This window comes from Nitratireductor lacus, from assembly GCF_056431025.1.
On sequence record NZ_JBWKMB010000026.1, the window covers coordinates 1 to 20926 of the forward strand.

At 62.3% G+C, this 20926-nt stretch carries 16 protein-coding genes and 1 tRNA gene; 9 read left to right on the top strand and 8 right to left on the bottom strand.

Features of this window, described 5'->3' with window-relative positions; all coding sequences use genetic code 11:
- Window positions 1-171 precede the first annotated feature (171 nt).
- On the top strand, window positions 172-435 hold the full coding sequence (locus AC07E3_RS18500) for a helix-turn-helix transcriptional regulator (protein ID WP_478363919.1): 264 nt from the start codon (window positions 172-174) through the stop codon (window positions 433-435).
- An 84-nt stretch (window positions 436-519) separates the two neighbouring features.
- On the opposite strand, the gene AC07E3_RS18505 is transcribed toward AC07E3_RS18500, so the two are convergent.
- Window positions 520-1263 carry a sulfite exporter TauE/SafE family protein gene (locus AC07E3_RS18505; protein ID WP_336065941.1) on the bottom strand — a complete coding sequence of 248 codons (744 nt, stop codon included), beginning with the start codon at window positions 1261-1263 and terminating at the stop codon, window positions 520-522.
- 615 nt (window positions 1264-1878) lie between these two features.
- Between AC07E3_RS18505 and AC07E3_RS18510 the strand changes: the two genes are divergently transcribed.
- Window positions 1879-2106 carry a hypothetical protein gene (locus AC07E3_RS18510; RefSeq protein ID WP_478363921.1) on the top strand — a complete coding sequence of 76 codons (228 nt, stop codon included), beginning with the start codon at window positions 1879-1881 and terminating at the stop codon, window positions 2104-2106.
- A gap of 238 nt (window positions 2107-2344) precedes the next feature.
- On the opposite strand, the gene AC07E3_RS18515 is transcribed toward AC07E3_RS18510, so the two are convergent.
- Entirely contained in the window at window positions 2345-3103 is a 759-nt protein-coding gene (locus AC07E3_RS18515; RefSeq protein WP_336065944.1) for a GGDEF domain-containing protein, read from the bottom strand.
- 351 nt (window positions 3104-3454) lie between these two features.
- On the opposite strand from AC07E3_RS18515, the gene AC07E3_RS18520 reads away from it, so the two are divergent.
- From AC07E3_RS18520 to AC07E3_RS18545, 6 genes are all read left to right on the top strand, one after another.
- A complete protein-coding gene (locus tag AC07E3_RS18520; protein WP_478363923.1) occupies window positions 3455-4543 on the top strand; it encodes a GGDEF domain-containing protein in 1089 nt (362 codons plus the stop codon).
- 259 nt (window positions 4544-4802) lie between these two features.
- Window positions 4803-5810 carry an endonuclease III domain-containing protein gene (locus AC07E3_RS18525; protein ID WP_478363925.1) on the top strand — a complete coding sequence of 336 codons (1008 nt, stop codon included), beginning with the start codon at window positions 4803-4805 and terminating at the stop codon, window positions 5808-5810.
- A complete protein-coding gene (locus AC07E3_RS18530) occupies window positions 5807-6682 on the top strand; it encodes an ImuA family protein (protein WP_478363927.1) in 876 nt (291 codons plus the stop codon). The genes AC07E3_RS18525 and AC07E3_RS18530 overlap by 4 nt, the downstream gene beginning before the upstream one ends.
- The gene (locus AC07E3_RS18535) at window positions 6579-8159 is read left to right on the top strand and encodes a Y-family DNA polymerase (protein WP_478363929.1); all 1581 of its coding nucleotides are present in this window, start codon (window positions 6579-6581) and stop codon (window positions 8157-8159) included. The genes AC07E3_RS18530 and AC07E3_RS18535 overlap by 104 nt, the downstream gene beginning before the upstream one ends.
- The gene (locus AC07E3_RS18540; protein ID WP_478363931.1) at window positions 8156-11425 is read left to right on the top strand and encodes an error-prone DNA polymerase; all 3270 of its coding nucleotides are present in this window, start codon (window positions 8156-8158) and stop codon (window positions 11423-11425) included. The genes AC07E3_RS18535 and AC07E3_RS18540 overlap by 4 nt, the downstream gene beginning before the upstream one ends.
- An 85-nt stretch (window positions 11426-11510) precedes the next feature.
- A complete protein-coding gene (locus AC07E3_RS18545; RefSeq protein ID WP_478363933.1) occupies window positions 11511-12440 on the top strand; it encodes a carbohydrate kinase family protein in 930 nt (309 codons plus the stop codon).
- Window positions 12441-12701: 261 nt separating this feature from the next.
- Here AC07E3_RS18545 and cysQ read toward each other — a convergent pair whose 3' ends face one another.
- The 4 genes from cysQ to AC07E3_RS18565 all read right to left on the bottom strand — a co-directional run bounded on the left by cysQ (window position 12702) and on the right by AC07E3_RS18565 (window position 17724).
- Complete coding sequence (cysQ, locus tag AC07E3_RS18550; protein ID WP_336067569.1) at window positions 12702-13502, bottom strand: 3'(2'),5'-bisphosphate nucleotidase CysQ; 801 nt, start codon at window positions 13500-13502, stop codon at window positions 12702-12704.
- A gap of 45 nt (window positions 13503-13547) precedes the next feature.
- Complete coding sequence (gene cysN / locus AC07E3_RS18555; RefSeq protein WP_336065960.1) at window positions 13548-15467, bottom strand: sulfate adenylyltransferase subunit CysN; 1920 nt, start codon at window positions 15465-15467, stop codon at window positions 13548-13550.
- 2 nt (window positions 15468-15469) lie between these two features.
- Window positions 15470-16432, bottom strand: a complete 963-nt coding sequence (gene cysD / locus AC07E3_RS18560; RefSeq protein ID WP_223005262.1) for a sulfate adenylyltransferase subunit CysD — start codon at window positions 16430-16432, stop codon at window positions 15470-15472.
- A 173-nt stretch (window positions 16433-16605) separates the two neighbouring features.
- Window positions 16606-17724 carry a DegT/DnrJ/EryC1/StrS family aminotransferase gene (locus tag AC07E3_RS18565; RefSeq protein WP_478363935.1) on the bottom strand — a complete coding sequence of 373 codons (1119 nt, stop codon included), beginning with the start codon at window positions 17722-17724 and terminating at the stop codon, window positions 16606-16608.
- A 297-nt stretch (window positions 17725-18021) separates the two neighbouring features.
- Between AC07E3_RS18565 and AC07E3_RS18570 the strand changes: the two genes are divergently transcribed.
- Window positions 18022-19383, top strand: coding sequence for a phosphohexomutase domain-containing protein (locus tag AC07E3_RS18570; RefSeq protein ID WP_478363937.1), 1362 nt, complete (start codon window positions 18022-18024; stop codon window positions 19381-19383).
- A gap of 106 nt (window positions 19384-19489) precedes the next feature.
- On the opposite strand, the gene AC07E3_RS18575 is transcribed toward AC07E3_RS18570, so the two are convergent.
- Window positions 19490-19564 (bottom strand) — tRNA-Gln (locus tag AC07E3_RS18575).
- A gap of 97 nt (window positions 19565-19661) precedes the next feature.
- Window positions 19662-20762, bottom strand: a complete 1101-nt coding sequence (locus AC07E3_RS18580) for a DUF2793 domain-containing protein (protein WP_478363939.1) — start codon at window positions 20760-20762, stop codon at window positions 19662-19664.
- Between the last annotated feature and the right edge of the window lie 164 nt (window positions 20763-20926).

Consider the following 20926-nt stretch of genomic DNA (forward strand, 5'->3'; position numbering starts at 1 on the left):
GCAGGCACTCGACACTGGGCTATCTGAGCCCCGTGGAGTTCGAGGAGCGAGCTATGTTAGCTTAACCTCGTGTCCGAAAAACCGGCAGCAGGCCAAATGACAGGAATTTCGCGCGTCGCTTCAAGCGCTTCGCACAACATGATGCGGCGAGAGGCATGGGGAAGTCCATCTATGATCGTGTGTGAGCCGAAGCGTCCCACAGAGCGCTGCCCGTCCCACGCTGGCGCGCTGCTAGAGGACATCATCCCGGCAACTGGAAAGAGCAAGGTAGGGATCGCCAATCTTCTCGGCATCTCCCGCATTGCCGCACGCCTTGGAAACCTGTTTGGCGACGGCCCCGCCATCATCTGGCTCCCGATGCAGGTCGCCTATGATGCCTGGCACGCTGAACGCGAGGTCGATGTAAGCGGGATACCAACGCTCACGGACGCTTAAGCTATTCCACATACGAGAATCCCGGCGCATGGCCGGGCCGTTCTGTGCGTTTTTTGCAATGAAGTTTGAGTGACTGGATCGGAGCTAGTTGCCCAGTGTTCCTATGATCTCGCGAGCTGCCAGCACCGTGATCAACACACCGACCATCAGCATCATCGGGCGATCCGGCATGTGCTTTACGACGAGCGCGGCGAGTGGCGCTGCAATAATCCCTCCGACGATCAGGCCCAGTATGATCGGCCAGAGTTCCAGGCCCACGGTCAGAAGGAACGTTCCAGAAATCGCGACTGTGACGAGAAACTCGCTGGCGTTGGCGGATCCAATCGCAGTGCGTGCAACTGCACCCTGCCCGATTATGCTCGAGGTAACGATCGGTCCCCAGCCGCCCCCGCCTATCGAATCGAGAAACCCGCCAACCAACCCGAGTGCCGGCAGCATCTTGGGTTCGGCAGGTTCGCGAGGTTTTCGGCTAGCAGCCTTCCAGACGATCCATATTCCCATCGCAGCAAGATAAGCAGCCACGAACGGGCGGATTGTGCTTCCATCGACAGAGGAAAGGAGGAGCGCACCAACGAGGCCGCCCAACGCTCCGGGTACTGCGAGGCGGGCAACCATCCTCCACCTCACATTCCCAAATCTCCAATGGGACAAGGCCGATGCGCCGGTTGTGAAAACTTCCGCCGCGTGAACGCTCGCACTGGCAGTAACGGGTGGGTAGCCTAATCCCAGCAAGACCGACGTACTTGCGAGGCCGTAAGCCATACCGATGGCGCCGTCTATGAGTTGGGCTGCAAATCCGACCGCAACGAAAAGCACGAAGTCAGACATCGGAGTATAGCTCTCAGGCCAGCGCAACGGCGCTTTCCTGTGATTATACCTTAACGGAAATCGGCGCGCTCCTGGTTTTTGTGGTCTTTGCCAACATGGCTTTGCTCTTTCCCACCAAACGTGTCCGTGGCCGGAATCTGGTTCACACGGCTATATGCTTACAGGAACCAGCGCCCAGAGAGAGCATTAAGGACCAGAGAGAGCATTAAGGAAATGGCAACACCGGCGCCGATAAGGCCGACCGGTGTTCAGACAGTCAGCCAGAGAGGAACGATATGTTCGGGCTCGCATTTCGGGCTGTGATCCTAGCCTTCGTACTGGCAGGTTTCGCCCATATGGCAGCGGCTATAGTGCTTATGTTCTTCGATGACCATCACTCTTTCGCCGCTACGCTCATTGCTGATAACCGCCTTCTACGCGCCGGCCCTATTCTTCCTTATGTGGAAGAACAGGGAGGCCCACAAGGATGATCACTGGTAGGGAGGCGGAACTGGCTGCTTGGGGTTACGCCGCCTCCTGCTTCCGCTTCTCTTGGCTTCCCTCTGCCACCGGTCTCAGGTCGCTCACAGACGATCGATATTGTCCGGCCCGTTCAACACCGGATGCTGAAGGTGCTTGTCAGCATTCCTCGTTGGCGCCATTGCCGACAAGCGGCGCGGCGCTAATTCTCTTTCCATGGACCAGTATGAGATCACTGCGCGCACCATGTTTGCGGCACTGGAACGCGGGAGCTGGAAGCTGCAGCCTCCATCCGTGCGAGAGGAATGGCTCGCCAAGGCGCGCGCGCTTCACACCGCCATTGATGCGGGCAAATGGCCTCCACGAGACACCAGCGGACTATAGCTCTCCTGCAGCCTGAGCTGACCTCCGTGTGACCTCGCTTAATTTCTCGATGCAACGGTAAGAGCACGCACTTAGACATCCAGGGCAATTCCAGGAAAAGTGGAGATGTTCTGGAATCGAATGACTGGTGTACGACACGGGAGGCCGCAGGGTGCCCGAAGAAGAAGTCCGAAGCCGGGTCTGGTCTGTGTTTCACATCGAGGCCGAGTAGTCCGGCAGACAGTGCCCGGTAATGAACCTACGCAACGATCTCCTGTGGCGGATGGTGCACCACACGGTCACGACCGCCCTGCTTTGCCTTGTAGAGCAGCGAATCAGCTTCCTTGACGACCGCATCGAGGGACTGCTGCGGGCGATGTACCGCGATGCCGATGCTGACCGTGGTCGATATGTCTTCGACGCTGGCCCCGCAACCGACAAGGCGGCATGTGATTGCAATGCGTTCGGAAACCGTACGGGCCAGCGGCAGGTCCGCACCGGGCATGAACACCGCGAATTCTTCGCCGCCGATGCGGGCGCAGATGTCGTCTGCGCGGACGCTCTGCCTGATCGCTTCTGCAATGAGAACAAGAACCCTGTCGCCCTCCGCATGACCGAAACGGTCGTTGATGCGCTTGAAGTGATCCACATCGATAAACAGGACCACGCCCGCCGATGCGTCGGTGGCGTCGATGGTTTCGCCGGCAATCCGCATGAAATCCCGCCGATTGCGCAGCCCCGTCAGGAAATCCGTGGCGGCGGCCATATCCAGTTCTGCGGCCAGTCTGGCAACCGTCGCCGTCTTGCGCAGAAAGACGAAGGAAATGGGATAGGCGATCACGATCGTGATGAACGCGGTCAGGATCAGATCCAGCAAAAGCCGCTCGGAAAAGAAGATGGAATAGAAGACGAGCGTCAGCGCATCAGCGCCCAAAACGGAAAAAAGCGTGACGAAGCAGGCCTGCTGCCAGATCCGCAATCCATAAAACCTGTCAAATGCTGCCTGAACCCAGCTCATTCCATGCCCCACTTTGCCGGCATATGAATAATCCGATCTCGTAAAGATGACGTTACCCAACGGAAGTACGCATCCGGCCAAATGTCCCTGACAAGTGAAAACTGGAGTTTTTCGCTGGAATTTCTTGTAATTTGCCTGCCTTATCATTCATACTGTCAATCAGCTAAAGTAATGGCGGACTATGCTTTAGGGGCAGGACCTAATGCGAAGCATGCTGGTTTCTGAGGCCGCTTCTGAAGAAGCTGCTATCGGGCTTCCGCCTGAAGGTGAGCGAATTCAAGAGATTGGACTGGTTCGTCATATCCTGGCAATGATGAGGCAGTCGGACAGGCTTCCGCGGAGATAGACCCCATGGAAATGGTTTCTCTGGCATCCGAGTTCCTGCAAGGCCTGGGAATTGCCGTTATCGCGGCTCTTCTTTATGAGCGCGCAGCCCGACTGACCATGACATCGCTGCAGCGCAATCTGCTCGTTTCTGTAATGTTTTCGGCCGGCACAATCGGCCCCGCCCTTCTCGCGGCACCGTCGTCTTCCGGCTTTTCCTTCGATATTGGCAATGTCTTCGTCGTCCTCGCCATGACATATGGCGGCTGGATCACGTTGACCGTTACGACTGCGGTCGCGGTCCTCGGTCGCCTCTGGCTCGGTGGAGCCGCGGTGGCGAGCAGCGTTCTTGCCGTTCTGATCTGCAGTGCCATCAGCCTCGCTTTCGCCCAGATGGTAAAGGGCCGGCGTGTTTCGATACCGGCGCTGGCCGGGGTCGGGCTTCTGGCATCGGTGTCGCTGATCTCGGTATTCCTGCTGCCGCGGGAAATCGCCATGGAAACCTTGGGCGAAGTCGCATCTGTTGCTATTGTCGCCAATGTAGTTGCCGCCGTGGTCATCGGTCGCATTCTCGAATTGCAGCGCTCGCATTTCGGCCCCCCACGCCTGAAGGAGGCACCATTGGGAACCACCGACACCGCAACCGGGCTTTTGAACAGACGGGTGTTTGACAAGCTGGGGCCGGAACTCGCGGCCGCCATGAACTGGGCAGGACAGCCCTACTCCATGGCCTTGATCGACATCGACGAGTTCGATCAGGTGGTTGAAGCGCATGGGCATGCCGCCGGCGAGCAGACATTACGCCATGTTGCTTCGGTCGTTCAGTCAGCCGTCCGCCAGACTGATATGGTGGCGAGCTTTGGCGGCCAGGCCATTGCCCTGGTGCTGCCGGCCTATGACGCTGAGCGCGCCTTCGGGCTTGCCGAGCGCATCCAGAACGCGGTTGCCGACACCCCATTTCATCTCGACGGGATCGAAATTCCGCTGACCGTCAGCGTCGGGCTTCATACGCCGCTGCCGTGCAAGGAAAGTTTCTGGATCGCGCTGGGGCAGGCCGACACAGCGCTCAACCGTGCCAAGTCCACCGGCGGCAATCGGCTTGAAGTGGCTGTCTGAAGCCGGAAATTCTTCCCCGTCATAGAAGCGATGACCTGCCTGCATTGTGGGCAGAATGCCTGCCTTCGTGTCACGATGACAGTCAAACGGTCCGCACGAAACCGGCGATGGTGCGGGCAACTCCGTGAAAAGGCGTGAAAAAGCCGGAACAAACATTTTTGGCACGTTTGATGCTTCTCTTCCTGCGAGTCCGGAGGGGACTCTCCAGGAAAACGCCACAAGAGCGCTGGAGTGAGCCGTCAGACTGATCGTGCCTGCCGTGGGGCCGATCGTCTGGCGGCTTTTCATTTCTGCACACAGTCCCGTCTGGGATCACAGAACGATTGATTTGTTCCCTTTTTGTTCTTATTGTGCAGGAATGCAATACACCCTGCCCCTTTTGCCATTCGACCGGATGGCGAGCCTCCACCGGCGCTTGCTGGCTGTCTTCGGACCGCCAGCGGAGTTCGTGCGTCTAGACCCGGTCAGTCAGATGGTACTGGCGATGCTTAGCGCCAGAACGCGCAGCGAGGCGGCGTTGAATGCCTTTGTCAGGCTTGTCGAACACTTCGAAGTGGCAAAGTTCAAGGGCTCCTGGATACGGCTGGCCGAGGCTTCTTTCCACGAAATAGACCCGCTGCTCGAAGGCATTACCCATCCGGAGCGCAAGGCTGTTGCCCTGCCCCGCGCCCTGCAGGAGATCGCCAGCCTGGGCGGCGGGCTCAGCCTCGATTTCCTGCACGGCTGGCCTGTCGATGACGCCTTGTCCTGGCTGGAGCGCATTTATGGTGTCGGCCCCAAGACCAGCACCGCCACGCTCAACATGAGTACATTGCGCAAGCGCGTTCTTGTCGTCGACACGGCCCATTGGCGCGCCGCACGCTGTCTTGGACTTATTCCCGGGCAGACCGCGCCTGAGCGTTCGGTTCGCCTTCTCAACCGTCAGGTTCCCGACCAATGGGACGCGGCAGACACCGAGCAGCATCACATCCTGATGCAGGAGCTCGGGCGAAATTTTTGCGCCCGCAAAAACAGAACCGCCTGCCCTTTCGCCAGGGTCTGCGCTCATGGCGACAGCGGCCCGGCGCCCCGGCGTGACCGCCTGCTGGAAGAGTTTCTGCATGCGTCAGCCAGGGTCGGCGGGAAGGGAAAAAAGACGAGTCCGATCAGGCTTCTGGAAGCGGAAGCTGAAAGTTTGAATCAGGATAGATCGACTGCGGCGCCAATGGCGCAGAGTTCCATGGCACCTGCCGCGTCTTTGTGGTTGCGTTCGGAGGCTGCGTCATGAAACAGGCCATTGAAATGAAGCCGGTTCAGCGTACCGGAAGGGAAATATCTGTCGCTACGGCTCCCGAAAAAACGGGCAGTGTTCTTGATGCCCTGCGCAGCCGCATTGCTCCCCAGGAGAGGTTTGCGCCAGCACCCCGCCCCTCTTTTTCGCTCGGGTCCGAAGCCCTCGATGCCGCCCTGCCCGGCCATGGCCTCACAACCGGCGTGCTGCACGAAATCCTGCCCGCCGGCCACGGCGACTTTGCCGCTGGTCTCGGCTTCGGCATCTGTCTTCTGGCGCGCCTTCTTTGCCAGCGGCCAGGGTCTCTGTTGTGGGTGTCTCCGGCACATCTTTCCAGCCGCGAAGGCGCGCTCTACCCGCTCGGGCTTGCAGCCCTCGGGCTTGATCCGAACCGCCTGATCCAGATCCAGGCGCGCAAGCCGATCGATGTTCTGTGGGCGCTTGAAGAGGGGCTCTCCCATGCCTCCCTTGCCGCCGTCGCCGGCCTGTTGCCGGACAATGCCCGCGCCTATGATTTCGCCGCCAGCCGCCGCCTTGGCCTGCGGGCGGCACGCCATGGGGTCACGGCCCTTGTCATGCGCGGCCGGCAGGCCTGTGCCGAAAACACCGCCGCGGAAACCCGCTGGTCTGTCGGCACCCTGCCAGGCCGCGCGCGCTTTTCCGGTCAGGCAGGTCCCGGTGCGCCGCACTGGCGGCTTCAGCTTCTCAAATGCAGGCAGGGCCTCTCCCGCCGTTTATCGCAACACTGGGATGTCGAGTGGGATCATGACACGCTTTCTTTCCGTCTTCCTGCCCCGCTGGCCGATCGAGCGCCGGGTCACACGGCCTGGCGACGCGGCATCGACCATGCATGGGCGGAAGCCTCATGAGGTCGAGCCGCTGGTGCTCGTCACCACCACGGACAATGGCCAGCGCATCACCGCGCTCAACCAGCCAGCCGAGGCGCTCGGCTTTTCGCCGGGCATGGCGCTGGCCGACGCACGCGCCATTCATCCCGCCCTCAGGGTCGCCCATGCCGACCTTCCCGGCGACGAGCGCGCGCTCATCCGTCTGGCGCTCTGGTGCCAGTGTTTTTCGCCCTTCACGCGGCCGGATTTTCCCGACGGGGTGAGCCTGGACATCACCGGCTGCGCCCATCTCTTCGGCGGTGAGGCGAAGCTTGTCGACACGCTGGCGCAAAGGCTTGGCGGCTTCGGCCTCACCGCGCGGCTGGCGCTCGCGCCCACCATTGGTGCCGCCTGGGCGCTGGCCCGCCATGCGCCGTCCGGCAGGCTCATCGTTTCGCGCGAAGCACTCCACAGGCATATGGCGCCGCTGCCCGTCTGCGCCCTGCGGCTGGAGCAGAACACGACCGAGGCAATGGAGAAACTCGGCCTCAAACATGTCGGCGACCTGATCGGCAAGCCGCGCGCGCCGCTTGCCGCCCGCTTCGGCCCTTCTGCCCTGCGCCGGCTGGATGAAGCCCTTGGTCACGAGGAGGAAAGCTTTCGCCCGCTCAACCCGCCCCATCTTCACGCCGCGCAATGCCGTTTTGCCGAACCCCTCGTCACACAGGAAGCAATCGAAATCGCCATCGGACGCCTTTCGCGCGACCTGTGTGCGATGCAGGAAAAGGCGGGCAAGGGTGTGCGCCGGGTGGAACTGCGCCTGTTTCGCGTCGATGGCTGGTTCGAGGCCCTGCCGCTTGCCACCAGCACCGCCACGCGCGATGCCGGACACCTCGCCCGCCTGCTTGGCGAGCGGCTCGACCGCATCGAGGATCGCGCGGGCTTCGGCTTCGAGGCCGCCAGTCTCACCGCCTTTTCCGTGGAAACGCTTGCCATGCGGCAGGAGGATCTGGGCGACGACGCCCGTGCCGACCGTAATGGCGACATTGCCCCCCTTCTCGACCGGCTGGTGAACCGTTTTGGTGCGCAGAACGTCACCCGCGCCGCGCCGCATGCAAGCTTTTTGCCCGAGCGCGTCAGCCAGTCCGTCCCGGTTCTCACACGGGCCGAAAAGCATGACTGGCAGGCTCACCTTCGCCACGTTCAGGATGGAGCAGCCTTTGCCCGGCCGCTCTTTCTCTTCCCTGTGCCCGAGCCCGTCATCACGCTTGCCAGCGTGCCGGACGGGCCACCCACCCGGTTTGAATGGCGGCGTGTGGCGCATCGCGTGACCCGCGCCGAGGGGCCGGAGCGCATCGCGCCCGAATGGTGGCGCGCACCGCTCGGCGCCAGCCGAAAGACGCGCGATTATTTCCGTGTCGAAGACGATGCCGGCCGCCGCTTCTGGCTTTTCCGCGACGGACTCTACGAACGCGATGAAGAACCGCCGCACTGGTTCATTCACGGGGTTTTCGCATGAGCGGGAAAACACCAGAGCACGTCGCGCCGCCGGCCCTGCCCTTTGCCGAGCTCGGCGTCACCAGCAATTACAGTTTTCTACGCGGTGCCTCGCATCCGCGCGAGCTGGTTGCAGAAGCCGCCCGGCTTGGCCATGCGGCCATCGGCATCGCCGACCGCAACACGATGGCTGGCGTCGTGCGCGCACATGTGGAGGCCAGGGCGCGGAAGATCCGCCTCGTCGTCGGCGCGCGGCTGGTCATGCGGGACGGTTTCGAGACGCTTTGCTTCCCGACCGACAAGCATGCCTATGGCCGGCTGACGCAGCTTTTGACCGATGGCAACCGCTACGCGCCGAAAGGCGAATGCCACCTTCATCTGGAGAACCTCGAAAAACTTGGCGTGGACCAGCGCTTCATCGCCATGCCGGCTTATGATTTCGGCACCGATTTCGAGGAAAACCTGCGCCGCCTCGCCGCTCTTTTTCCAGGCGATGTCTTTCTGGCGCTCACGCCTTATCGCCGGGCCAATGACGGCGCGCGCCAGCACCGCCTTGCCGCGCTCGCCGCCGCCTGCGGCACGCCGCTCATCGCCACCAATGACGTGCTCTACCACACACCGGCCCGCCGCCCCTTGCAAGATCTTCTCACCTGCATCCGCGCGCACTGCACCATAGACGAAGCCGGTTTCCGGCTGGAGCGCAATGCGGAGCGGCACCTGAAAGCACCAGCGGAGATGGCTCGCCTGCTGCGCGGGCACGAAGACGCCATCGCCCGTTCCGTGGCGCTCATGGACGAATGCCGCTTCTCGCTCGAGGAGCTGCGCTTCGACTATCCGAGGGAATCGAGCGGTGAGAGCGCCACCCCGCAGGAGGAGCTTGAGCGCCTCACCTGGCTTGGCGCAAAAGACCGTTTCAACGGCATGGTTCCACCGAAGGTCGCAGGCATGATTTTCCATGAGCTGAAGCTCATCGGCCAGCTTGGCTATGCCGCCTATTTCCTCACCGTGCACGACATTGTGCGCTTCGCCCGCACGCAGAAGCCACCCATCCTGTGCCAGGGGCGCGGCTCGGCGGCCAATTCGGTCGTCTGCTATTGCCTTGGCGTCACCTCGGTCAATCCCACCGAGATCGATCTTCTGTTCGAGCGTTTCATCTCCGCCGAGCGCGGCGAGCCGCCGGACATCGATGTCGATTTCGAGCATGAGCGGCGCGAGGAGGTGATGCAGTATGTCTACGACAAGTACGGGCGCCACCGTGCCGGGCTTGCCGCCACCGTCATTTCCTATCGCACGCGCAGCGCCGTGCGCGAGGCCGGCAAGGCCATGGGCCTGTCGCCCGATGTGGTGGCAGCCATGACCGGGCTTGTCTGGGGGCATTCGGAAAAAACGCCGGCCCGCGATCAGGTGCGCGAAGCCGGGCTCGACCCCACCGACCCGCGCCTGCGCCAGACCCTCGTGCTCGTCGGCCAGTTGATCGGCTTTCCCCGCCACCTTTCCCAGCATGTGGGTGGCTTCGTGCTCACCCACTCGCCGCTCAGCGAGATCGTGCCCATCGCCAATGCCGCCATGAAGGACCGCACCATGGTGGAATGGGACAAGGACGACCTCGACGCCCTCAATATCCTGAAAGTGGATGTGCTCTCGCTCGGCATGCTCACCTGCCTGCGCAAGAGCTTCGATCTGTTGCGCGACCATTATGGCGTGGAACGCACGCTTGCCACCGTGCCCCGCGGTGACAGACCTACCTATGCCATGATCCAGCGCGCCGACACGATCGGCGTTTTCCAGATCGAAAGCCGGGCGCAGATGTCCATGCTGCCGCGCCTGAAACCGGAAAACTTCTACGACCTCGTGATCGAGATCGCCATTGTCCGTCCCGGTCCCATTCAGGGCGACATGGTCCACCCCTATCTGCGTCGGCGCAACAGGGAGGAGGATGTGGACTATCCCTCCGAGGAACTGCGCGCCGTCCTGCAGAAGACCCTCGGCGTTCCGCTCTTTCAGGAACAGGCAATGAAGATCGCCATCGTGGCCGCCGGCTTCGCGCCGGAAAAGGCCGACCGGCTGCGCCGCGCCATGGCCTCTTTCCGCCGCACCGGCACCATCGACCAGTTCCGCGAGGATTTCATCAACGGCATGCTCGCCAACAATTATACGCCCGATTTCGCCGAGCGCTGTTTCAACCAGATGAAGGGTTTTAGCGATTATGGCTTTCCCGAGAGCCATTCGGCCAGTTTCGCGCTGCTCGCCTATGCCTCTTCCTGGCTCAAATGCCATTATCCGGATGTTTTTGCCTGCGCCCTTCTGAATTCGCAGCCCATGGGGTTTTACTCCGCCTCCTCCATCGTGCGCGATTTCCGCGATCACGGTGGCGAGACGCGCCCCGTCGATATCAATCACAGCGGCTGGGATCACACGCTGGAGCCTGCGGCGAAGCCCGGTGCGGTCGGCCATGCGCTGCGGCTCGGCCTGCGCCAGGTGGACGGCATGCGCGAGGCGGCGGCGCTCAAGATCATGGCTGCGCGTGCGGCGGGCTTTTTCACCACACTGCGCGACCTCTATTTTCGCTCCGGCATCGACATGTTCTCCCTGCGCCGGCTGGCCGAGGCCGATGCCTTCCGCTCGCTCGGGCTCGACCGGCGCGCCGCCCTTTGGGAAGTACGCGGCCTGAGCGGCCATCACGGTGTGCGCGCAGCCGCCGAGGAACTTCCGCTCTTCGCCAGCGCCAAAAGCGCGGCCGCAACGCCCCTTCAGGAAGAAGAAAGCGTCGCCCTGCCGGACCTTCTTCCCGGCGAGCAGGTGGTGGAGGATTACGGTACGCTCGGCCTCTCGCTCAAGGCGCATCCCGTCTCCTTCCTGCGCCGTCTGCTGGACAGGCGCCGCGTCCTGAAAACCCGCGCCCTTGCCGAGACCCCGGCGGGCCGCTTCGTGCGTGTGTCGGGCCTTGTGCTGGTGCGCCAGCGCCCGGGCACCGCCAGCGGTGTCATCTTCATGACGCTGGAAGACGAGACCGGCATCGCCAACGTCATCGTCTGGCCGCGCGTCTTCCAGCGGTTCCGCCGCATCGTCTTCGGTGCGCGCATGGTGACGGTCGAGGGCATTCTGCAGAAGGAAAGCAATGTCATCCACGTGGTTGCACGGCGTCTCATCGACACGACCCCCGATCTCCTTGCCGCCATGTCAGATCAGGGCGTGGGTGCTGTGGAAGAAAAGGCCGCCACGGCGCAAAACCTCTGGCGGCACCCGCGTGATGTGCGCGTCCTGCCCAAGGGCCGCAATTTCCATTGAACGCAAGAGCCTTTCCGCGTAACCAGACTGCTCCTTGTTAAAAGGGGTGGGAGAACCCCGCAGGGGAACGAACGGGAGGCTTTTCATGATCCTTTGCTGCGGCGAGGCGCTGATCGACATGCTGCCGCGCCAGACAGGCCAGGGCGAGGCTGCATTTGCGCCCTATACGGGCGGCGCGGTCTTCAACAGCGCCATCGCCATTGCGCGCCTTGGTGTGCCGTGCGGCTTCTTTACCGGACTTTCTGACGATCTTTTCGGACGGATGCTGCGGGAAAAGCTCGAGGAAAGCCATGTGGATCTCTCCCTTGTGCAATTTTCAAGCCGTCCCACCACGCTCGCCTTCGTGACCCTCGCCGACGGCCAGGCCGAGTATAATTTCTATGACGAAGGCACAGCCGGTCGCATGATCGAGCCATCCGATCTGCCGGCCATCGGCGCGGACGTGCCGGCTATGCTTTTCGGTGGCATCAGCCTCGTTTCAGAACCCTGCGGCTCGGCCTATGAAGCGCTGATGGCGCGCGAGACCGAAAACCGCGTCCTCATGCTCGACCCCAATATCCGCCCCGCCTTCATCACCGATGCGAGCAGCCACCGCGCACGCATCGAACGCATGGTGGCGAACGCCGACATTGTGAAAATTTCAGCCGACGATCTGGAATGGTTCGGAGAGACAGGCAGCACCGACGAAATTCTCACCCGCTGGCTGGAGCGCGGCCCCAGCCTCGTCATCCTCACCGATGGCGGAAAAGGCGCAACGGCCTACACGAAATCGCAAAAGCAGTTCGTTCCGGCAACTCCCGTCGAGGTGGTCGACACGGTCGGGGCCGGAGACACATTCAACGGTGCGCTTCTGACGGCCCTTGAGACGGCAGGGCTTCTGACGAAGGACAAGATCGCGGCGCTCGACGAGGCGCAGATTTCCAAGGCAATCGCCTTCGCCGCCCGCGCTGCCGCCATCACCGTGTCGCGCGCGGGAGCAAATCCACCGTGGAAGAATGAGCTGATGGGGGTCTGATTGGACGGTCAGGCGGAAAAGCCTGTGCTCTGCCTTCCCATCAAGGAGCGCCGAGGTTTCGGCCATCCTCCTTCTCCCCGTGCGCGGGGAGAAGGTCCCGGCAGGGGGATGAGGGGCGTGCTCACTCTTGCCCCACGACAGCCGGCCTCATTCAAAACCCCGCATTGATCATAACCGCAGGCGCTCGCCCCTCATCCTCACCTTCTCCCCGCCAGCGGGGAGAAGGGGCATCAACGTTGCGGCCAAACAAGCGAGACGCTATCAGCCCACTCCCTCAGCCACGAAAGAGGGACTCACAAAGGCTTCCAGCCCCTTGCCCCCCTTCGGCCCATAGGTGAGCGGCACGCCATCGAGCGTGCGCGCCATGCCGCCTGCCGCGCGCAGGATCGCATCGCCTGCCGCCGTGTCCCACTGCATGGTGCGGCCGAAACGCGGATAGAGGTCCGCATCGCCCCGCGCGATCATGCAGAATTTGAGCGACGAACCGATGGAAACCGTCTCGGCATCGGGATAGCGGGCAATGAAGGCGCGCGTCTCGTCGGTGCAGTGCGAGCGGCTGGCAAGAATGGCGGGCGGCGTCCGGCGCGGCCGCGCCCTGATCGCGCGCCGCTCCTGCGGCATGCCGGCCACCACCGGAATTTCAAACGCGGAACCCGGACGCGCCGAATAAAGCAGGTCGCGTGCCGGCGCATAGACAACACCCGCCACCGGCTCGCCATTGCGGATCAGGCCGATATTGACGGTAAAATCCGGACGCCGCGCAATAAATTCGCGCGTGCCGTCGAGCGGATCGACCAGAAGGAAATTGCCGTCGCCGCAGGCCGGAATGACACCGCCGGACGCGGCTTCTTCGGAAACGCAGGGCGTTCCAAGCCCCACATTGCGGAAACCGTCGAGAATCACCTTCTCCGCCGCGCGGTCGGCTGCGGTCACCGGCGTGTCGTCGGCCTTCTGCTCCACCTCGAAGCCCGCTTCGTAGTGCTGCATGATTGCGGCACCAGCCGCCAACGCCAGTTCCTCGAACAGCGCCAGAAGCGCTGCGTCGTCCTTCAACATGCCCATGGGCCAGTCAGTCTTTCCACTCAAGTCAACCGCAACAATCGCAGATCAGCAATAGCCGCGTGCCTTGAGCCATGCCTCGACCTCATCGACCAGCTCCTCCGGCGCGCGGGCCATCGTCTCGATGTGGATATCAGCCCTTTCCGGCGTCTCATAGGGGGAATCGACACCCGTGAAGTTCTGGATCTCGCCATTGAGCGCCTTGGCATAGAGCCCTTTCGGGTCGCGCCTCGCGCATTCCTCGAAGGGCGTGTCCACGAAGACCTCCACGAACTCGCCCTCGTTCATCAGCTCGCGCGCCATGCGCCGCTCGGCCCTGAAGGGCGAGATGAACGAGACGAGCACGATCAGTCCGGCATCCGCCATCAGCTTCGCCGTTTCGGCCACGCGGCGGATGTTCTCCACCCGGTCCTCGTCGGTAAAGCCAAGATCCCGGTTCAGCCCGTGGCGAATATTGTCGCCGTCCAGAACATAGGTGTGGCGGCCAGCCGCGTGCAGTTTCTTTTCCAGAAGGCTGGCGATGGTCGATTTGCCGGAGCCAGAAAGCCCGGTGAACCACAGCACCGCCGGCTTCTGGTGCTTCAGTTCCGCGCGCGACTGGCGCGTCACGTCGAGCGCCTGCCAGTGGATGTTCGCCGCGCGCCGCAATGGCCGCTGGATCATGCCGGCCCCAACCGTCGCATTGGTCAGCCGGTCAATCAGGATGAACGCGCCCGTGGTGCGGTTGTCGCTGAAAGCGTCGAAGGCGATCGGGGCCTGCAGCGAAAAATTGCACAGGCCCACCTCGTTCAGATCGAGGCTGGTCGCCGCTTCCTCGGCAAAATTGTTGATGTTGCGGCGATGCTTGAGCTGGCTCACCGTCGCCGAAACCTCATCCGTTTCGGTGCGCAGGATGTAGGAGCGCCCCGGCAGGAGCGGCTTTTCATCGAACCACACAAGCGTCGCGGAAAACTGATCGGCCACATGCGGCCGCGCCTCGGGCGTCACCAGCATGTTGCCGCGTGAAAGCTCCACCTCGTCTTCGAGCAGAAGCGTCACCGCCTGCCCCTCGGATGCGACCTCCAGATCGCCATCCTGCGTGACGATGCGGCGGATGCGCGTCTGCTTGCCCGACTTGGCGACCGTAACCCGCTCGCCGACGCCGATGCTGCCAGCGGCCACCGTGCCCGAGAAACCGCGAAAATCGAGGTTCGGCCGCGAGACATACTGCACCGGAAAGCGAAAGGGCTTTCCCTCTGCCTCGGCCTCAATGTCCACCGTCTCCAGATGCTCCAGCAGCGACGGCCCGTCATACCAGGGCGTCTTGCCCGACGAGCGGATGACATTGTCGCCATAGCGCGCCGACATGGGGATCGGCTGGATGGTCGTGAAGCCGAGCTCTTCGGCAAATTCGCGATATTCCGCCGCGATGCGCTCGAACACGGCTTCGTCAAAGCCGACAAGGTCGATCTTGTTCACCGCCAGAACGATGTGACGAATGCCCAGAAGCGAGGCGATCATCGAGTGCCGGCGCGTCTGCGGCAGGATGCCCTGCCGCGCGTCCACCAGCACGATGGCCACATCCGCAGTGGATGCACCCGTCGCCATGTTGCGCGTGTACTGCTCATGACCCGGCGTGTCGGCCACGATGAATTTGCGGCGCGGCGTGGAGAAGAAGCGATAGGCCACGTCGATGGTGATGCCCTGCTCGCGTTCCGCCTCCAGCCCGTCGACCAGCAGTGCGAAATCGATCTCGTCGCCGGCCGTGCCGTGTTTGCGGGAATCGTTCTCAAGCGCTGCCAGCTGGTCCTCGAAGATCAGCTTGGTGTCGAACAGGAGACGCCCGATCAGCGTCGACTTGCCGTCATCCACCGACCCGCAGGTCAGGAACCGCAAAAGCCCCTTGTTCTCCTGCCCGGCCACATAGTCGCGGATATCGACCAGAGCATCGTCATCTTCACGCAGAAGCGCTGTGTTGGCGGTCAACATGATCAGAAATACCCCTCGCGCTTCTTCTTTTCCATTGAGCCCGCCTCATCGCGGTCGATCAGACGCCCCTGCCGTTCGGACGTGCGAGCCGTCAGCATCTCGCCGACGATTTCCTCGAGCGTGGTGGCGGTCGACGGGATCGCGCCCGTCAGCGGGTAGCAGCCAAGCGTGCGGAAGCGCACCAGGCGCTCCTCCACCTTCTCGCCCGGCTGAAGGCGCATCCGGTCGTCATCGACCATGATGGTCATCCCGCCCCGATCCACCACCGGCCGTCTGGCGGCGAAATAGAGCGGAACGATGGGAATGTTCTCCTGCAGGATGTATTGCCAGATGTCCTGCTCGGTCCAGTTGGAGAGCGGGAAGACGCGGATCGATTCACCCTGCGCCACGCGCGTGTTGTAGATCTTCCACATTTCCGGCCGCTGGTTCTTCGGGTCCCAGCCATGGCCTGCCGAGCGGAACGAGAAAATGCGTTCCTTGGCGCGGCTTTTCTCTTCGTCGCGCCGCGCGCCGCCAAAGGCCGCGTCAAACCCGTATTTGTCGAGCGCCTGGCGCAGCGCCACCGTCTTCATCACATGGGTGTGCGTGTTGGAGCCGTGGTCGAACGGGTTGATGCCGTCGCGCACGCCCTCTTCGTTCACGTGCACCAGAAGGTCAAACCCCTTTTCGCGCGCCATCCGGTCGCGGAACGCGATCATCTCGCGAAATTTCCAGGTGGTGTCCACATGCAGAAAGGGAAATGGCGGTTTGGCGGGATAGAACGCCTTCATCGCCAGATGCATCAGCACGGACGAGTCCTTGCCGACAGAGTAGAGCATCACCGGCTTTGAAAAGGTCGCCGCCACTTCGCGGAAGATGTGGATCGCCTCGGCTTCCAGCCTGTCGAGATGGGTAAGGGCTGCCGGCATGTCTTCGCCTTCGCGTCTTTGTCGCTGCGGCCGGAGCCTTCGCGGCTTCCGGATCATGCCCTTGAGGTACCATGCGGTTTTCCGCCCTCTCAAGGCGCGCACGCCCAACCTCACCCCGGTTTGCGAGGCACATTTTGCGTTGTTTCCGGCAAAGAGGAAAAGGCATTTCAGAATGCGAAAAAGGCCCGTTTTCACGAGCCTTTTAGAGGTTTCCGACGCTGCTTTTTCGCCTATTCGGCGACAGCGCTGCGGATGGTCTCGATCACGTGATCCTGGTCGCTCTCGGCCAGATAGGGGTGCATCGGCAGGCACAGGATGCGGTGCGGCAGGCTCTCCGAGACGGCGAGACCACCCGGCGCTTTCGCATGCATCTCATAGGCCTTCTGCAGGTGCAGCGGCTTCTCGTAATAGACAACCGAGGGAATGCCCGCCTCGCCAAGGCGCTTGCGCACCAGATCGCGCTTCTCGGTCTCGATGGCATATTGCGCCCAGGCCGAGCGGTGGCCCTTCGGCGTCACCGCCACCTTCACCACATCGCCAAGGCCTTCGGCATAGCGTGCGGCAACCTTCTGGCGCGCTTCCATCTCGTCTTCGAGGATGGCCAGCTTCTCGATCAGGATCGCGGCCTGGATCGTGTCGAGGCGCGAATTCAGGCCCACGCGCACATTGTCATACTGGCTTTCGCCCTTGCCGTGGAAGGCGATGGAGCGCAGCACATCGGCCAGCTCGTCATCATCGGTGAACATCGCACCGCCATCGCCATAGCAGCCCAGCGGCTTCGCCGGGTAGAAGCTCGTCGACGCCACATGGCCGAACGCACCGCAGCGCTTGTTGTTGAGCGTGCCACCGATGGACTGGGCAGCGTCCTCGATGATGCGCAGCCCCTCGCGCGCGGCAATGCCCTCGATGGCTCCGTAGTCGGCAGCCAGACCGAAAAGATCGACCGGGATCACCGCTTTCGGCGTCAGCCGGCCTTCCGCCTTGATGTGATCGATGGCAGCCGTCAGGCTCTTGGGGTCCATATTATAGGTGTCGGCGTCGATTTCCACGAAGACCGGCTCCGCACCCGCGAGCGCCACGACTTCTGCCGTCGCCGCGAAGGTGAAGCTCGGGCAGAACACGGCGTCGCCCGGTCCGATGCCATAGGCCATCAGCGGCATGAGCAGGGCGTCGGTGCCATTGGCGCAGGCAATCGCGTGCTTGGTGCCGACATAGGCTGCGAGTTGTTCTTCGAAAGCGCCGACCTGCGGCCCTAAAATATAACGTCCCTCAGCCACGACCGTGTCGATTGCAGCTGCGAGCCTGTCCTTGATGCGCTCACGCTGAGCGCCGAGATCGATGAATTGCATATATTGCCCAATCGGTTGCGGGTGATTCCGCGTTAGCCCCGTCCGTTGAATAGGGCTGTCGCGTGCGCTCTGCAACCAAAGGGCCTCTTCAAACTGATGGGCCAACTGTTACACGAGGTGAACGGCCCGGGATGCAACGCTTTTTCTCCCTGTGAATTTTCGGGGCGTGCGCATTTGTCGCCGCAATTCTGTCTCTGTGTGCATTCACGCAACTCTAACAAAACTTCAATCAATCATTGCAATGTTCGACAATGAAAGAGCATTGTTCATTGTCAAAAAAAATCCAGGAAGGAAAGTATGGGCGCCCCCTTCAAAGCGTATGACGTTCGCGGCCGTATCCCCGCAGAAATCAATGTTCCCTTCGCCTATCGCTTTTCGCAGGCGCTCAAGCAAAGCCTCAATCCCGGCACGGTCGTTATCGGCCACGACATGCGCATGGACAGCCCGGCGCTGGCCGAAGCGCTGACCCAGGGCCTTCTCGACAGCGGCGTCGATGTGCGCCCCGTTGGCCGCTGCGGCACGGAAGAGGTCTATTTCCACACTGCCGCCAGCGGCGCGGATGCCGGCCTCATGGTGACCGCCAGCCACAACCCGCCCGATTACAACGGCATCAAGATGGTGCTGAAAGGCGCGTCCGCCGCCACGCCGGACAACGCTTTCAACGCAATCGAAGAGATCATGCGTTCCGATGCAGTGCTTCAGCCGGTTGCCGACTACGCCGCGCGCGGCGCCCTGCACGATCTTTGCGACCGCGACGCCTATATCGAACGCCTTCTCAACGAAGTGGCCGGTCAGGACCTGAAACCGATGAAGATCGTCTGCCATGCCGGCAATGGCTGTGCAGGGCCGATCATCGACCTTCTGGAAAAGCACCTGCCCTTCACCTTCATCAAGATCGACCACGAGCCCGATCCGCGCCTGCCCAATGGCGTGCCAAACCCGCTGCTTCCTGAGAAGCGCGAGAAGGCCAGCAGGGCGGTGATCGAGCACGGCGCGGATCTCGCCATCGCCTGGGACGGCGATTTCGACCGCTGCTTCCTCTACGACCACAAGGGCCGTTTCGTGGAAGGCTATTATCTGGTCGGCATGATCGCGCAGTCCCTGCTCGTCAAGAATCCGGGCGGCACGATCCTCTACGACCCGCGCCTGACCTGGAACACGATCGACATGGTGGAGAGTGCCGGCGGCGTGGCAAAACCTTGCCGCACGGGCCATGCCTATTTCAAAAAGATGATGCGCGAGGAAAACGCCATCTATGGCGGCGAGATGAGCGCGCACCACTACTTCCGCGATTTCGCCTATTGCGATTCAGGCATGCTTGCCTGGCTCGATGTGGTGGCCGACCTTTCGGCCAGCGGCACGACGCTTGCCGAGCGACTGGAAGAGCGCATCGCCGCCTATCCCTGCTCCGGCGAGATCAATTTCACCGTTTCGGACGCAGCCGAGGTGCAAAAACGCATTTCCGACCACTACATGCCAAAGAAACCTCAGATCGAGAGTCAGGACGGCCTCGGCATGGTGTTCGACGACTGGCGCTTCAACCTGCGCGCCTCCAACACCGAACCGCTCTTGCGCCTCAACGTGGAAACCCGCGGTGACAAGGCGCTTTTGCAGGCGAAGGTGGATGAGTTGCGGGGGATGATCGAGGGAGCGGGTTGATTGTACGCACCATGCGAATCCGGCCGAAGCCCGCTGCTCATCCGGCGGGCTTTCCGTTTTGGGTGATATCCCAATTGGCTTGCCCAGCCGTAGCTTTAGCGGAGGCTGGCTGGGGCGGCAGGATTCGAACCTGCGAATGACGGTACCAAAAACCGTTGCCTTACCACTTGGCGACGCCCCAAGACCGAGCGAAGCGGTGGATAGCAGAAGCGCCGCCCCACGACAAGCAGGCGTTTTGAGCCTTTCTGTGGAGCACGCGCTTCCCATTCCCGCCCGTGTCAGGCCACCCACTCTCCCCAGAACCGCGTGACCGTCGCCGGGACATAGCCATCAAGACCGCCGAAGAACTGTGCGAGCTCCACCGTATCGCCGGCTGTGAGGTTCGCCATCACGTGAAGGTGCAGCGCCGTCTCCGACCCGTCGACCGCGAGACTGGCCACATCGCCCTTCACCAGAGGCGCAGAGAGGTCGCCCGCACCATTCAGCACCAGCTTCGCCTTCACCGAAGCCGGAACATTCGCGCCGTTCTGCTTCCAGCCGATGGCCGCTCCGAACCGATAGAGCCCGTCGGCCGGCGCGGTAAAGCGGTTCGTCCCCGTGTCGAAGGCCATCTGGCTGTTGGCCAGCGTGTTGTTGATGGCCACAGTCTGCCAGGTGTCGGCAGCGACATACTGGTCGTAGTTGATGAAGCCCAGAAATTTGGGGTTCGACGGCAGCGCGATACGACCGGAGTTCTCGTCCGCGCGAATCGCATCGTTGAAGGCGGAGCCGTCTGCAGAGACCGCAAGCCGCCAGCCATCCGACCCGAAAAGGCCCATCGTCGCCCTGGTGACAAACCCGCTCTGCAGCAAGAGACCGACATCGCCGGCAGGTGCCTCCTTGTTCATCGCGCAGAACAGGCTTCCTGTTCCCCCTTCAGCCACGTAGCGGGCCGTCCAGAGTGCCTTGTCGAGTTTTGCGGAAAACGGGTTTGCCGCATCGGCGCTGGTTCCAAGCCCGAACAGGGCCGCGTTCTGGATTTCGGCCCCGCTTTCCGGCACGCCGTCGATTGGCTGCCAGCCCGCCCCATCGAACACCGCAAGGCATGCCTCGTCCACGATCCAGGCGCGCCAGCCCGTAACCGGCGCAAGCTTTTCCCATGCGCCGTCGACGAAATAGGCGATCGCACGTTCCCAACCGGTCCATTCACCGCTGGCTGCGGGGCCGACAACGTAACAGTCGCCATCGTCGGGAGTGACCGGCGGTGCCGCGAGGTCACGGTCGCGCACTGAAAGGTGCATCAGCCCGTCGAGCAACCGGATCGCTTCGTTGTGGGTCACGTGTTTTTGCGCCTGCGAGGGCATGATATAGGGCAGTTTGAGCTTTGCAGTCTGTTCCATGTCGGCCGTTCCTTGTGAAGGCACAAGTCTACGGGCGGTTGCGCCTACGGGGATAAACGCGTGCGTGCCCGTTCCGGCCTTCCCCCGGCAAAGGGCGCAGCACGCCCGCCCTTTTGGCTGCTTTCACGGGTTGCGGTGGGGAAAAAGAGCCTGTCGGGGTAGCC

Coding starts and splice junctions, on each gene's coding strand:
- AC07E3_RS18530 (WP_478363927.1), top strand. CDS start 5,807: ATGAAACAGGCCATTGAAATGAAGCCGGTTCAGCGTACCGGAAGGGAA.
- AC07E3_RS18580 (WP_478363939.1), bottom strand. CDS start 20,762: ATGGAACAGACTGCAAAGCTCAAACTGCCCTATATCATGCCCTCGCAG.
- AC07E3_RS18540 (WP_478363931.1), top strand. CDS start 8,156: ATGAGCGGGAAAACACCAGAGCACGTCGCGCCGCCGGCCCTGCCCTTT.
- cysD (WP_223005262.1), bottom strand. CDS start 16,432: ATGATCCGGAAGCCGCGAAGGCTCCGGCCGCAGCGACAAAGACGCGAA.
- AC07E3_RS18565 (WP_478363935.1), bottom strand. CDS start 17,724: ATGCAATTCATCGATCTCGGCGCTCAGCGTGAGCGCATCAAGGACAGG.
- cysQ (WP_336067569.1), bottom strand. CDS start 13,502: ATGGGCATGTTGAAGGACGACGCAGCGCTTCTGGCGCTGTTCGAGGAA.
- AC07E3_RS18535 (WP_478363929.1), top strand. CDS start 6,579: ATGACACGCTTTCTTTCCGTCTTCCTGCCCCGCTGGCCGATCGAGCGC.
- AC07E3_RS18515 (WP_336065944.1), bottom strand. CDS start 3,103: ATGAGCTGGGTTCAGGCAGCATTTGACAGGTTTTATGGATTGCGGATC.
- AC07E3_RS18505 (WP_336065941.1), bottom strand. CDS start 1,263: ATGTCTGACTTCGTGCTTTTCGTTGCGGTCGGATTTGCAGCCCAACTC.
- AC07E3_RS18545 (WP_478363933.1), top strand. CDS start 11,511: ATGATCCTTTGCTGCGGCGAGGCGCTGATCGACATGCTGCCGCGCCAG.
- AC07E3_RS18570 (WP_478363937.1), top strand. CDS start 18,022: ATGGGCGCCCCCTTCAAAGCGTATGACGTTCGCGGCCGTATCCCCGCA.
- cysN (WP_336065960.1), bottom strand. CDS start 15,467: ATGTTGACCGCCAACACAGCGCTTCTGCGTGAAGATGACGATGCTCTG.
- AC07E3_RS18500 (WP_478363919.1), top strand. CDS start 172: ATGATCGTGTGTGAGCCGAAGCGTCCCACAGAGCGCTGCCCGTCCCAC.
- AC07E3_RS18520 (WP_478363923.1), top strand. CDS start 3,455: ATGGAAATGGTTTCTCTGGCATCCGAGTTCCTGCAAGGCCTGGGAATT.